This window comes from Streptomyces sp. W1SF4 (assembly GCF_003950035.1).
GTDB lineage: Bacteria > Actinomycetota > Actinomycetes > Streptomycetales > Streptomycetaceae > Streptomyces > Streptomyces racemochromogenes.
Window position 1 is genome coordinate 5,889,331 of record NZ_CP034350.1, and the last position, 12,675, is coordinate 5,902,005.

Genomic DNA, 12,675 nt, shown 5'->3' on the forward strand with positions numbered 1-12,675 from the left:
TGGACTATACCTGTGCGCGTCCGGGCCACCGCGCGACGAGCGGCCCCGGACCGGGGGAAGCCGGGGGACCTGCGGCGATGCCCGCCTGCACGGTAACTGCCGCTGTTTCCGGCCTCCTTCACACATCTGACGAAGGCGAGGACATGAGCATGGGATCCACTGGTGAGGGCCTCGGCCGCCGTGATCTGATCAAGCGTTCCGCAGCGCTCGGACTGATCAGCGTGCCGACGATGAGCTTCTTGTCCGCCTGCGCCTCCGGCGGTGAGGGCACCACGAAGGGCCCCGACAAGGGGGTCGTGTCCAAGGAGAACCCCTTCGGTCTCGCCAAGGGCGGGAAGCTCGACGTGGTCATCTTCAAGGGCGGTTTCGGTGACGACTACGCGAAGGCCTGGGAGGCCGCGTTCGACAAGAAGTGGGGCACCACCAGCTCCCACCTGGCCACCCAGGAGATCGCGGCCAAGCTCCAGCCCCGCTTCAACGCGGGCAACCCGCCGGACGTCCTCAACGACTCCGGCGCCCAGATGATCAAGATCGACGTCCTGGCCAAGGGCGGCCAGCTCGCCGACCTGACCGCGCTCCTGGACTCCCCCTCGCTCGACGACCCGACCAGGAAGGTCCGCGACACCCTGATCCCCGGCACGGTCGAACAGGGCTCCCAGGGCGGCAAGTTCGTCGCCCTCAACTACGTGTACACCGTTTTCGGCCTCTGGTACTCCGGCAAGCTCTTCAAGGAGAAGGGCTGGACCGAGCCGAAGACCTGGGACGAGTTCCTGGCCGTCTGCGCCAAGGCCAAGGAGGCCGGCATCGGCGGCCTGGCCCACCAGGGGAAGTACCCCTACTACATCAACGTCGTCATCATGGACCTGATCGCCAAGAAGGGCGGTCTGGAGGCCATGAAGGCCATCGACAACCTCGCCCCGAACGCCTTCGAGGGCAACCCCGCGGCCCTGGCCGCCGTGGAGGCGGTCTACGAGGTGGTCGAGAAGGGCTACCTCATGCCCGGCACGAACGGCCTGACCCACACCGAGTCCCAGACCGCCTGGAACCAGTACAAGGCCGCCTTCATCCCATCCGGCTCCTGGCTCGAGAACGAGCAGCTCAAGCAGACCCCGGAGGACTTCGACATGAAGTTCCTGCCGGTCCCCGTGCTCGCCGACAGCAAGCTGCCCCTCACCGCCATCCGGGCCGGCGCCAACGAGGCCTTCGTCGTCCCCGAGAAGGCCGCCAACAAGGCCGGCGGCCTGGAGTTCCTGCGCTCCATGCTCTCCCGCGAGTGGTCCACCCTCTTCGCCCAGCAGGCCAACTCCCTGACCGTCGTCAAGGACGGCGTCGACCCGGGCGTCAAGCTCCGGCCGGGCACGCAGTCCGCCGTCGCCGCGGTCAAGGCCGCCGGGGCCGACACCTTCAACTACCTCTACCCCGACTGGTACAGCGAGATGGACTCCGACATCCAGAACGCGTCCAATGAGCTGATGGCCCAGCGGATCCAGCCAAAGGAGTGGATCAAGCGGGCCCAGGCTGCGGTAGACAAGGCTGCCAAGGACCCCAACGCCAAGAACAACCACCGCAGCTGACCCCACGTCGACCGGCAGCGTCACAGGGACGGACACCATGAGCCAAGTAGCCCGGCGCAGGGGAAGGACCACCGGCTTCATCGCCGGCTTCCTCGTCCTGCCGCTCGCGCTGTACCTGACCTTCGTCATCTGGCCCTACGTTCAGACGTTCGGCTACTCCTTCACCAACTGGTCGGGCCAGTCGCCGACGTTCGACTTCGTCGGCCTGGAGAACTACTCCGCCCTGATGGACGACGAGGTCTTCCGCGGCGCCCTCTGGCACAACCTGCTGCTCCTGGTGTTCGTCCCCGTGATCACCATCCTGCTCGCCCTCTTCTTCGCCTTCATGGTGAACGCGGGAGGGCGCAGCGGGGCCGGCGGGGTGCGGGGCGTACGCGGATCGGCCTTCTACAAGATCGTCTACTTCTTCCCGCAGGTCCTCTCCCTCGCGATCCTCGCGGTGCTCTTCGGAGCGGTGTACCGCAGCGACGAGGGCGGCCTGCTCAACGGCCTGCTCTCCTGGGCGGGCCTGGTCGACCCGGCCCGCCCGGTCGAATGGCTCAACGACCCCGACCTCGTCCTGTGGTGCCTGCTCCTCGTGGTGGTCTGGCACGGCGTCGGCTTCTACCTCGTCCTCTTCTCGGCCGCCATGCAGTCCTTGCCCAGGGACATCTACGAGGCCGCCCTGCTCGACGGCGCCGGGCGCGCCCAGACCTTCCTGCGGGTGACGCTGCCCCTGCTGTGGGACTCTGTGCAGACCTCCGCGGTCTACCTGGGCATCGCCGCGATGGACATGTTCGTCCTGGTGTCGACCATGACCTCGGGCCAGTTCGGCGGCGGACCCGACCACCACAGCGAGGTCATGGCCACGGTGCTGATGCGCAACTTCCTCTACTTCGGCAAGAGCGGCTACGCCTGCGCCATGGGCGTGGTCATGCTCGTCCTGACCATGATCCTCTCCATCGTCACGCTGCGCGCCACCCGCCGCGAGCGCATCGAGTTCTGAGCGGGAGTCCACGATGACCACAGTGATCAAGGCGCCGGGCGAGTCCTCCGCCGAGCGTTCCGGCGGCTCCGGGGGCCCCGGCCAGGGCGGCGGGGGCCGCCGCTCCGACGGCATGGTGCTCAACGTCTTCTCGCACGGTTTCCTCGCCGTCTGGGCGGTGCTGATCGTCCTGCCGCTCGTCTGGCTGGCGCTCGGCTCCTTCAAGACCGACACCCAGATCGGCGCCTCGGCCCTCAGCTGGCCCTCCAACTGGCACTTCGACGCCTTCGCCCGCGCCTGGGACAAGGGAATCGGCGGCTACTTCGGCCACACCCTGATCGTGATGGCCTTCTCGGTCCCACTGACGATGCTGCTGGGCTCGATGGCCGCGTACGTCCTGGCCCGCTACCCCTTCCGGGGGAACCGGATCATCTACTACTTCTTCGTCAGTGGGGCCATGTTCCCCGTCTTCCTGGCGCTCGTACCGCTGTTCTTCATGGTCCGGCGCCTGGACATGCTCAACACCTACCAGGGGCTGATCCTGGTCTACGTCGCCTACTCGCTGCCCTTCACGGTCTTCTTCATGCACTCCTTCTTCCGCACCCTGCCGACGGCGGTGCACGAGGCGGCGGTGATCGACGGGGCCTCCGACACCCGGATCTTCTTCCAGGTGATGCTGCCGATGGCCAAGCCCGGCCTGATCAGCGTGGGGATATTCAACGTCCTGGGCCAGTGGAACCAGTACATCCTGCCCTCGGTGCTGATGCAGCCGCAGAGCGGGTCCGACCCCGAGCGGTACATGCTCACCCAGGGCCTGATCCAGCTCCAGTACCAGATGGGCTACGAGACGGACCTGCCGGTGCTGTTCGCCGGCGTGACCATCGCGATGATCCCGATGCTGGTGGTCTACCTGTCCTTCCAGCGCCAGATCCAGGCGGGCCTCACCTCGGCGACGCTGAAGTAGCCTTCCGCAGCTGGTACCGCTTCCCGGAACCGGGCCCCCCGACGCTCTGGTGGATCCTCGGCTCCCGTCCGGTGCCGCCGACGCCCCACGCCGGCCAGCCGCACCCCGGTACGTCCACGCGGACCCGCTGGGACCACGGGTCCCGGCCGGGCTCGTATGACCAGGTGCCCGTGCCCGAGCAGCCCGGCGGGACGCCGCCCCAGGTGTCGCCGGGGGAGTGCTCGGCGACACCGGAGGCGGTGACCCGGCCGTCCGCCGTGAAGGTCAGGGTGTTGCCCGTGTGGTCGGACCAGGTACCGGCCAGGGCCGCCGGTCCGATCACGGGGGGCTCGTACGGGGGCAGCGCTCCGGTGACGAGCCCCAGGGTGCCGAACAGGCCCGTCCCCGCCACCAGGGCTCCGCCCCACAGCGCCACCCGGCGCGCGAGGCCCTCACCCCGGGGCCGGGCGGCCAGGGCCCCCGCCGACAGCGAGGCCGTGGCCGAGGCCCAGAAGAGCAGCACGGGCCGGGTCTGCGCGTCGTTGTACGAGGCGAAGACCCAGACGGGCGGCGCCAGCAGGGCGGCCACCAGCAGCGGTACGCAGCACCACGCGGCACGCTCGCCGAGCCGGCGGCCGAGCAGGTCGGACAGCGCGACCGCCGGGAGCACGAAGAGCAGCGACAGCAGGAACCCGATGACGCCGGTGAGTCCGGCGACGGAGAAGAGGGCCGCTGCGATCCGGTCCCGGTCGGGCGGGGTGTCCGGGGGCGGCTGCGTCCGGACGTACAGCAGTGCGACCACGACGGTGAGCGCGACCTCCAGGTATCCCACCAGGACCGAGACCGCCAACACCCGCCCGTACGAACGTTTCTGACGCATGCCCGCCCCCTGGTGACCGCCCTGGACCCATACTGCCAGCCGGCCTGAACGCGTTCAATTCATTGGGGGTGACCGGCCGTCTCCCGGCCTAGAGCCAGGTGCCGAAGCGGCGGATGTAGAAGGTCTTCACGAGCTGGGTGAGCGTGCAGTACGCGAGCAGTACGCCGATCAGCCACGGGAAGTACGCCGCCGGCAGGGCGGTGAACCCCAGTGCGGGGGCCAGCGGGGAGAAGGGGAGCCAGAGCCCGGTCAGTACCGCGAGGACGGTCATCGCCATCACCGGCCAGGAGGCGCGGGACTGGACGAACGGGATCTTGCGGGTGCGGATCATGTGGACGACCAGGGTCTGCGAGAGCAGTCCCTCGACGAACCAGCCGGACTGGAAGAGCGACTGCTCGGCCGCGGTGTTCGCCGCGAAGACGTGCCACATGATCAGGAACATGGCGATGTCGAAGACGGAGCTGATGGGGCCGATCCCGACCATGAAGCGGAGGATGCCCTTGGCGTCCCAGTCGCGCGGCTTGCGCAGGTACTCCTCGTCCATCCGGTCCCAGGGCGTGGCCAGCTGGGAGATGTCGTAGACCAGGTTCTGCACCAGCAGCATGATCGCGAGCATCGGCTGGAAGGGGATGAACGCGCTCGCCACCAGCACCGAGAAGACGTTGCCGAAGTTCGACGAGGCCGTCATCTTGATGTACTTGATCGTGTTACCGAAGGTGGTCCGGCCCTGGAACACGCCCTGTTCCAGGACGGTCAGGTCCTTCTCCAGCAGGATGATGTCCGCCGACTCCTTGGCGATGTCCACGGCGGTGTCGACCGAGATGCCGACGTCGGCCTCGCGCAGGGCGGCCGCGTCGTTGATCCCGTCGCCGAGGAAGCCGACGGTGTGCCCCTCGGCCCGCAGGGCCCGGACGATCCGCGCCTTCTGGACCGGGTTGGCCTTGGCGAAGACCGTAGTACGGGCGGCCAGCGCGCGCAGCGCCGTGTCGTCGAGGGCGTCCACCTCGGAGCCCGGGACCACGTGGCCCACCTCGATGCCGACGTCGGCGCAGACCCGGGCGGCGACGAGCTCGTTGTCCCCGGTGACCACCTTCACCGCGATGCCCTTGTCCGCGAGACCCCGCAGGGCGGCGGCCGCGGAGGCCTTCGGCGGGTCGAGGAAGGCGAGGAAGCCGACCAGGGTCAGCCCTTCCTCGTCCGCGACGGTGTAGGTGTCGCGGGGCTCGGCGACGGTGCGGGTGGCCACCGCCAGGACGCGCAGGCCCTGCCGGTTGTTCTCCTCGGCGATCCGGGTGGCGCGCCGGCGCAGTTCGCCGGTCAGCCCGACCTCCACGCCGCGGTCGGTCATGTGGGTGCACAGGGCCAGGACCTCCTCGACCGCACCCTTGGTGATCAGGACGTGCTCGGGCCGGCCGGCCTTCCCGGCCACGCCGTTGCGGTTGAGGACCACGGACATCCGGCGCCGGGCGAAGTCGAAGGGGATCTCGTCGACCATCGAGAACCGTGCGTCGACGACAACCTCCTCGGCCTCGTTGACGCGGTCGATGACCGCCTGGTCCATCAGGTTCTTCAGGCCGGTCTGGAAGTGGGCGTTGAGGTAGCCGTACTCCAGGACCTCGCCGTCGTCGGCGCCGTGCACGTCCAGGTAGCGGTCCAGGACGATCCGGTCCTCGGTGAGGGTGCCGGTCTTGTCCGTGCAGAGCACGTCCATCGCGCCCAGGTTCTGGATCGCGTTCAGCCGCTTGACGACCACCTTGCGCCGGGACATGGCGACCGCGCCGCGCGCCAGGTTGGCGGAGACGACCATCGGCAGCATCTCGGGGGTCAGGCCGACCGCGACGGCGACACCGAACAGGAAGGCTTCGTTCCAGTCGCCCTTGGTGAGGCCGTTGACCACGAAGACGACGGGGACCATCACCAGCATGAAGCGGATCAGCAGGAAGCTGACCTTGCGCACGCCGGTGTCGAAGCTGGTCTGCGGACGCTCGCCCACCAGGCTGCCGGCCATGGAGCCGAAGTAGGTGTCGGCGCCGGTGGCGACGACCACGCCGGTGGCGGTGCCGGAGGTCACCGAAGTGCCCATCAGGCAGAGGTTGTCGGCCTCCACCGGGTCGGTGGTCGCGTCCTGGCCGAGGTCCTCGCGACGGGTGTCGGCCTTGGGGACGGGCAAGGACTCGCCGGACAGCGCCGCCTGGCCGACCATCAGGTCCTTGGAGGTGATCAGCCGCAGGTCGGCGGGGATCAGGTCGCCGGCGGCCAGCTTGACCAGGTCGCCCGGGACCACCCGGTCCATCGGCACCTCGACGGTGGTGGGCACCGATCCGCCGCCGGCCCGGCGCTGCACCGCGCAGGTGGTGGTGACGAGCTCCTTCAGGGCGTCGGCGGCCCGGCCCGAGCGGTACTCCTGCCAGAACCGCAGCAGCCCGCTGACCGCCACCATCACCGAGAGGATGACGACCCCGGGATCCGCCGGGTCCTGCCAGAACATGACGGCGGCGAGGAAGGCCAGGACGCCGATGAAGGGGTTGCAGAAGGCCTTCGCGAGCTGCGTGGTCCACAGCGGGGCGCGTTCCCGGGCGACGACGTTGGGGCCGTGGCGCTCCAGCCGCCGTGCCGCCTCGGCGTGGGTGAGGCCCGACCGGCAGGCGTCGGCGTCCTGGAGGACCCGTACGGCCGGACGGGCGCTGATCGCGGCCAGACGTTCGCCGGCGAGGCGGGTGGCGGCCTCCAGCTCGGCGGCCTTGCGCTCGCGGCGGCCGCGGCCCGGCGGCGCGAGCTTCTGAGGGGTGCGCGGGGTGAGCATGGTCATGACGAATACCTCCCTCCACGGCGTCCGGGCAGCGCGGAGCCGCGCGGTGACGTGGAGTGATCGATGTGCGGCGCGGGGTGGCGCGGGACGCCACGGGGTGCGCCGCGGACATGGATGACGTATGCCTGACAGGAGAGTCAGGGCATGCGGACGGAGAGGAGAGGGGAAACGGTCCCGCGGGAGGACCCGGCGCGGGCGCGGCACGGGAACGGCACGGGGTCGTGGCCGTGGGCGTGCGCGGAGGGTCAGCCGGTCAGCGGGGCCAGGGCCCGGACGGCCGTCGGATCAGCCTGCGCAGGCGCGGCGAGGACTTCGATCGGGACTCATCCCGAACACCTCCTCGCGTAGCGCTGTCACGGCACGGCGCGCGGTCCGGCCGGAAAGGCCGCAGAGGACCGGCGCCTCAGCGACCGTAGCACGATCCAGGTGGCCCTTGTTCATACTTTCGGGCTATGTGTCCGGTTCGCTCTGTCTCAGCCTCTTGACGGCGGAGAGGGCAAAGGCTCGACTTAAGGTTCACAAGTTGGAGAGACGCCGGGGTCTCGGAGCACGCAGCCGCGATGACCGGCCGGGGGGCGACGGATGGCCGTCGCTTATGGGCAGGAGTGGATGAGTCGTGCAGACTCCCGGATCGCAGTCCTCGCTGCATCGCGCGAACCTGGAGAGAGTCGTGCGGGCCGTGCGCCTCGCCGGTTCGCTGACCCAGGCGGAGATCGCCCGCACCACCGGACTGTCGGCGGCCACGGTCTCCAACATCGTCCGTGAACTGAAGGAGAGCGGCACCGTCGAGGTCACCGACACCTCGGCCGGCGGCCGCCGGGCCCGCAGCGTCTCGCTCAGCGGGGACGCGGGCATCGTCATCGGAGTGGACTTCGGCCACACCCACCTGCGGGTGGCCGTGGGCAACCTGGCGCACCAGGTGCTCGCCGAGGAGGCCGAGCCGCTGGACGTGGACGCGTCCTGGGTGGACGGCTTCGACCGGGCGGAGTCCCTGGTCGGACGGTTGGTCCAGGGCATCGGGGTGGCCCGCGACAAGGTCATCGGCGTCGGGCTCGGCGTCCCGGGCCCGATCGACGTGGAGTCCGGCACGCTGGGCTCGACGGCGATCCTGCCGGGCTGGGCCGGGATCAACCCGCGCCAGGAGCTCTCGCAGCGCCTGGGCGTGCCCGTCTACGTGGACAACGACGCGAACCTCGGCGCGCTGGGGGAACTCGTCTGGGGCAGCGGCCGGGGGGTCCGCGACCTGGCGTACATCAAGGTCGCGAGCGGTGTGGGCGCGGGCCTGGTGATCAACGGTCAGATCTACCGGGGGCCCGGCGGCACGGCCGGGGAGATCGGGCACATCACCCTCGACGAGTCGGGTCCCGTCTGCCGCTGCGGCAACCGCGGCTGCCTGGAGACCTTCGCCGCGGCCCGGTACGTGCTGCCGCTGCTCCAGGGCACGCACGGGCCGGAACTGACGATGGAGAAGGTGGTCGAGCTGGCCCGCGGCGGCGACCCGGGGTGCCGCCGGGTCATCACCGACGTGGGCCGGCACATCGGCAGCGGCGTGGCCAGCCTGTGCAACCTCCTGAACCCGAACCGGATCGTGCTCGGCGGCTCGCTGGCGGAGGCCGGGGAGCTGGTGCTGGCACCGATCCGCGAGTCCGTGGGGCGGTACGCGATCCCCAGCGCGGCCCGGCAGCTGTCGGTCCTCACGGGGTCGCTGGGCGGCCGCGCGGAAGTACTCGGCGCACTGGCCCTCGTACTCAGCGAGATGGGCGATTCGACGCTTTTGGCGGAAAATGGCATTGGGGTGCGAGTCCCTGCCGCCATGTCTTCAGGTAGATAACGGATGGCACCGTTGTCATCTCGTTAAGTATTCACTCCTTGACGGCAAACGACGGCCGGGGTTGACTCACGTCCACCTCGGCCGCAGCGTTGCGGCCTCGTCAGGGAGGTTCAACGAATGAACACGCGTATGCGTAGAGCCGCCGTTGCCGTCGCCGCCGGCGCCATGGCCGTTTCGCTGGCCGCATGTGGCAGCGCCAAGGAAGCGGGCGGCGAGAAGAAGCCCTCCGGTTCCGCCGCCGCAGGTGACGCGATCAAGGTCGGTCTGCTCCTGCCCGAGAACCAGACCGCGCGCTACGAGAAGTTCGACAAGCCGCTGATCGAGAAGAAGATCGCCGATCTCACCGGCGGCAAGGCCCAGGTGGTCTACGCCAACGCCAAGCAGGACGCGACCACGCAGAACTCGCAGGTCGACACGATGATCACCAACAAGGTGAACGTCCTGATCGTCGACGCGGTCGACGCCAAGGCCATCGCCGGCTCGGTCAAGAAGGCCAAGGACGCCGGCATCCCGGTCGTCGCCTACGACCGCCTGGCGGAGGGCCCGATCGACGCCTACACCTCCTTCGACAACGAAGAGGTCGGCAAGGTCCAGGGCAAGGCGCTGCTGGAGGCCCTGGGCGACAAGGCCAAGGACGGCCAGATCGTCATGATGAACGGCTCCGTGACGGACCCGAACGCCGCGCTGTTCAAGAAGGGCGCCCACTCCGTCCTCGACGGCAAGGTGACCATCGGCAAGGAGTACGACACCAAGGAGTGGAAGCCGGAGAACGCCAACACCAACATGGCGGGCGCGCTGACCGCGCTCGGCAAGGACAAGGTGATCGGCGTCTACTCGGCCAACGACGGCATGGCCGGCGGCATCATCACCGCCCTCAAGGCCGCCGGTCTGTCCCCCCTGCCCCCGGTCACCGGCCAGGACGCCGAACTCGCCGGTGTGCAGCGGATCGTGGCGGGCGAGCAGTTCATGAGCGTCTACAAGCCGTACGCTCCCGAGGCCGCGGCCGCCGCCGAGATGGCCGTCGCCCTCGCCAAGGGCGAGAAGATCGACGGGATCATCAACAACAAGGTCGACAGCCCGACCAGCAAGGGCGTCCCGTCCGTGCTGATCCCGGTCGTCTCGCTCACCAAGAGCAACATCAAGGACACCGTCGTCAAGGACGGCGTCTACACGGTCGACGAGATCTGCACCGACAAGTTCGCGGCCGCCTGCGCCACCATCGGCCTCAAGTAAGGCCCCCCGCCGCCGCCCCTCCGTGGCCCGGCGGCCCCCCCTGCCCTGCCCGGCGCCCCGCCCCTCATACCCCGCCAACCGCGGGGCGCCGGGCAGAAACGCCGCATTGCGAAGCCGCTGCATTACAAGAACGCCGCATTGCAAGAACGCTTTACCGCAAAAACGATTCGCCTTTCGCTTGTCGTATCCCATCCGCCCCGCTCCTGCTCTTTTGCACGACATCCCCGCCGGTCAGGCGGCGAAGGAGATGGTTCATGTGTCCGCTGCGCCCGTGCTGGCGTTGCGAGGGGTCTCGAAGCGGTTCGGCGCCGTCCAGGCCCTGACCGACGTAGAACTCGAGATCCACTCCGGTGAGGTGGTCGCCCTGGTCGGCGACAACGGCGCCGGCAAGTCCACGCTGGTCAAGACGATCGCCGGCGTGCACCCCATCGATGACGGAGTCATCGAGTGGGAGGGCCGCCCGGTCTCCATCGGCAAGCCCCACGACGCCCAGAACCTCGGCATCGCGACCGTCTACCAGGACCTCGCGCTGTGCGACAACATCGACGTCGTCGGCAACCTCTTCCTCGGGCGCGAGCTCAAGCGCTTCGGCGTCCTGGACGAGGTGGAGATGGAGCGCCGCGCCCGCGAGCTCCTCACCACCCTGTCCATCCGGATCCCCAGTGTCCGGATCCCCATCGCCTCGCTCTCCGGCGGCCAGCGCCAGACCGTCGCGATCGCCCGCTCGATGCTGGGCGAGCCCAAGCTCGTCATCCTCGACGAGCCCACCGCCGCCCTCGGCGTCGAGCAGACCGCACAGGTGCTCGACCTCGTCGAGCGGCTGCGCGAGCGCGGCCACGCCGTCATCCTCATCAGCCACAACATGGCCGACGTCAAGGCCGTCGCCGACAAGGTGGCGGTGCTGCGGCTGGGCCGCAACAACGGCGTCTTCAACGTCGCCGACACCTCGCAGGAAGAGATCATCTCCGCCATCACCGGGGCCACGGACAACGCCGTGACCCGCCGGGCGGCCCGCACGGGGGAGGCCCGCAAGTGAGCACCGAACACCACACCGCGGCGGAAGAGGTGGCCAAGCTGGCCAACCCCGCCGCCCCGGCGGACGCCATTCCGGTGGTCGACCCCCGCCTGCTCGTGCGCGAGCAGGGGCTGTCCGGCTACCTGAGCGAGTTCGGCCGCAAGATGAAGGCCGGCGACCTGGGCTCGATCCCGGTCGTCCTCGGCCTGATCATCATCTGGAGCATCTTCCAGGGGCTGAACTCCAACTTCCTCTCCCCGGAGAACCTCTCCAACATCGCGATCACCATGGTCGCCACCGGCATGATGGCCGTCGGTATCATCTTCGTGCTGCTGCTCGGCGAGATCGACCTCTCGGTCGGCTCGGTCAGCGGCGTCTCGGGCGCCATCGTCGCCGTCCTCGCCGTCACCCACGGCGTCAACGAGTGGGTCGCGATCCTCGCCGCCGTCGGCGGCGGCGCCCTGATCGGCGCGATCCACGGCTTCTTCTTCGCCAAGATCGGCGCCCCGGCCTTCGCCGTCACCCTGTCCGGCCTGCTGTTCTGGTCCGGCGCCATGCTCCAGATCCTCGGCAGCAACGGCACCATCAACCTCGACTCCGAGGGCGTCGTCGGACAGCTCACCACGTACTATTTCTCGGACGTGGCCGCCGGCTACGGCCTCGCGGCCGTCGCCACGGTGGCGTACTTCCTCGCCACCTACTTCGACAACCGCCGCCGGGAGGCCGCCGGCGTCCCCTCGCGGCCGCTCAGCGAGATCCTGCTGCGCACCGGTCTGCTCGCGGTCTTCACCTTCGGCCCCGCCGTCGTGTTCAACCAGTACAAGGGCCTGCCCCTGGCCCTGGTCATCTTCGTGGTGGCCCTGGTCGGCACGGACTTCGTCCTGCGCCGCACCACCTTCGGCCGCAACGTCTTCGCCCTCGGCGGCAGCGTCGAGGCCTCCCGCCGCGCGGGCATCAACGTCAACGGCATCCGCATCGCCGTCTTCTCCATCGCCGGCACCTTCGCGGCCATCGGCGGCCTCTTCTGGGCCTCCAAGATCGCGGCGGCCAACCAGAGCGCCGGCGCCGGCGACCTGCTGATGAACGTGATCGCGGCGGCCGTCATCGGCGGCACCAGCCTCTTCGGCGGCCGCGGCCGCACCTGGAACGCCCTCCTCGGTGTGATGGTCATCACCAGCATCCAGTACGGTCTGGCCCTGGAGGGGATCGCGACTCCGATCCAGTACATGATCACCGGCGCCGTCCTGCTGGCGACGGTGGTCATCGACTCGGTGACCCGCAAGACCCAGAAGTCGGCCGGCCGCGCCTAGCCGCGTGGCCTGGGCCGATCCCAGGCGGTAAGACCCGTCACAGTGCCCGGTGCCACTTCGTGTGGTGCCGGGCACCCGTGCGTACGCGCGTACGTACGAGTGTGCTGGTATACGCC

At 69.3% G+C, this 12,675-nt stretch carries 9 protein-coding genes; 7 read left to right on the forward strand and 2 right to left on the reverse strand.

From position 1 onward, the window contains the following. Nucleotides 1-143 precede the first annotated feature (143 nt). Genes ngcE through D1J60_RS27545 form a run of 3 tightly spaced genes read left to right on the forward strand, consistent with a single transcriptional unit; the run spans nucleotide 144 to nucleotide 3,502 of the window. Entirely contained in the window at nucleotides 144-1,574 is a 1,431-nt protein-coding gene (gene ngcE / locus D1J60_RS27535; protein WP_125822893.1) for an N-acetylglucosamine/diacetylchitobiose ABC transporter substrate-binding protein, read from the forward strand. A gap of 37 nt (nucleotides 1,575-1,611) precedes the next feature. Beyond that, a complete protein-coding gene (locus D1J60_RS27540) occupies nucleotides 1,612-2,559 on the forward strand; it encodes a sugar ABC transporter permease (protein WP_125822894.1) in 948 nt (315 codons plus the stop codon). Between the two features lie 13 nt (nucleotides 2,560-2,572). Next, nucleotides 2,573-3,502 (forward strand): carbohydrate ABC transporter permease, encoded by a 930-nt coding sequence (locus tag D1J60_RS27545; protein ID WP_125599584.1) that lies wholly within the window; start codon nucleotides 2,573-2,575, stop codon nucleotides 3,500-3,502. Here the strand turns inward: D1J60_RS27545 and D1J60_RS27550 are convergent. After that, complete coding sequence (locus D1J60_RS27550; protein ID WP_125822895.1) at nucleotides 3,480-4,361, reverse strand: hypothetical protein; 882 nt, start codon at nucleotides 4,359-4,361, stop codon at nucleotides 3,480-3,482. The two genes, D1J60_RS27545 and D1J60_RS27550, sit on opposite strands and share 23 nt — an antisense overlap. 88 nt (nucleotides 4,362-4,449) lie before the next feature. Beyond that, a complete protein-coding gene (mgtA, locus tag D1J60_RS27555) occupies nucleotides 4,450-7,170 on the reverse strand; it encodes a magnesium-translocating P-type ATPase (protein WP_241253412.1) in 2,721 nt (906 codons plus the stop codon). A 616-nt stretch (nucleotides 7,171-7,786) separates the two neighbouring features. Between mgtA and D1J60_RS27560 the strand changes: the two genes are divergently transcribed. The 4 genes from D1J60_RS27560 to D1J60_RS27575 all read left to right on the forward strand — a co-directional run bounded on the left by D1J60_RS27560 (nucleotide 7,787) and on the right by D1J60_RS27575 (nucleotide 12,559). Further along, entirely contained in the window at nucleotides 7,787-9,001 is a 1,215-nt protein-coding gene (locus D1J60_RS27560) for an ROK family transcriptional regulator (protein ID WP_125599578.1), read from the forward strand. A gap of 117 nt (nucleotides 9,002-9,118) precedes the next feature. After that, the gene (locus tag D1J60_RS27565; RefSeq protein WP_206436579.1) at nucleotides 9,119-10,234 is read left to right on the forward strand and encodes a substrate-binding domain-containing protein; all 1,116 of its coding nucleotides are present in this window, start codon (nucleotides 9,119-9,121) and stop codon (nucleotides 10,232-10,234) included. Between the two features lie 247 nt (nucleotides 10,235-10,481). Next, nucleotides 10,482-11,270, forward strand: coding sequence for an ATP-binding cassette domain-containing protein (locus tag D1J60_RS27570; protein ID WP_007267176.1), 789 nt, complete (start codon nucleotides 10,482-10,484; stop codon nucleotides 11,268-11,270). A 29-nt stretch (nucleotides 11,271-11,299) separates the two neighbouring features. Beyond that, nucleotides 11,300-12,559 carry a sugar ABC transporter permease gene (locus D1J60_RS27575; protein ID WP_241253612.1) on the forward strand — a complete coding sequence of 420 codons (1,260 nt, stop codon included), beginning with the start codon at nucleotides 11,300-11,302 and terminating at the stop codon, nucleotides 12,557-12,559. The last annotated feature ends 116 nt before the right edge of the window (nucleotides 12,560-12,675 follow it).

Coding starts and splice junctions, on each gene's coding strand:
- ngcE (WP_125822893.1), top strand. CDS start 144: ATGAGCATGGGATCCACTGGTGAGGGCCTCGGCCGCCGTGATCTGATC.
- D1J60_RS27540 (WP_125822894.1), top strand. CDS start 1,612: ATGAGCCAAGTAGCCCGGCGCAGGGGAAGGACCACCGGCTTCATCGCC.
- D1J60_RS27545 (WP_125599584.1), top strand. CDS start 2,573: ATGACCACAGTGATCAAGGCGCCGGGCGAGTCCTCCGCCGAGCGTTCC.
- D1J60_RS27550 (WP_125822895.1), bottom strand. CDS start 4,361: ATGCGTCAGAAACGTTCGTACGGGCGGGTGTTGGCGGTCTCGGTCCTG.
- mgtA (WP_241253412.1), bottom strand. CDS start 7,170: ATGACCATGCTCACCCCGCGCACCCCTCAGAAGCTCGCGCCGCCGGGC.
- D1J60_RS27565 (WP_206436579.1), top strand. CDS start 9,119: ATGAACACGCGTATGCGTAGAGCCGCCGTTGCCGTCGCCGCCGGCGCC.
- D1J60_RS27570 (WP_007267176.1), top strand. CDS start 10,482: ATGGTTCATGTGTCCGCTGCGCCCGTGCTGGCGTTGCGAGGGGTCTCG.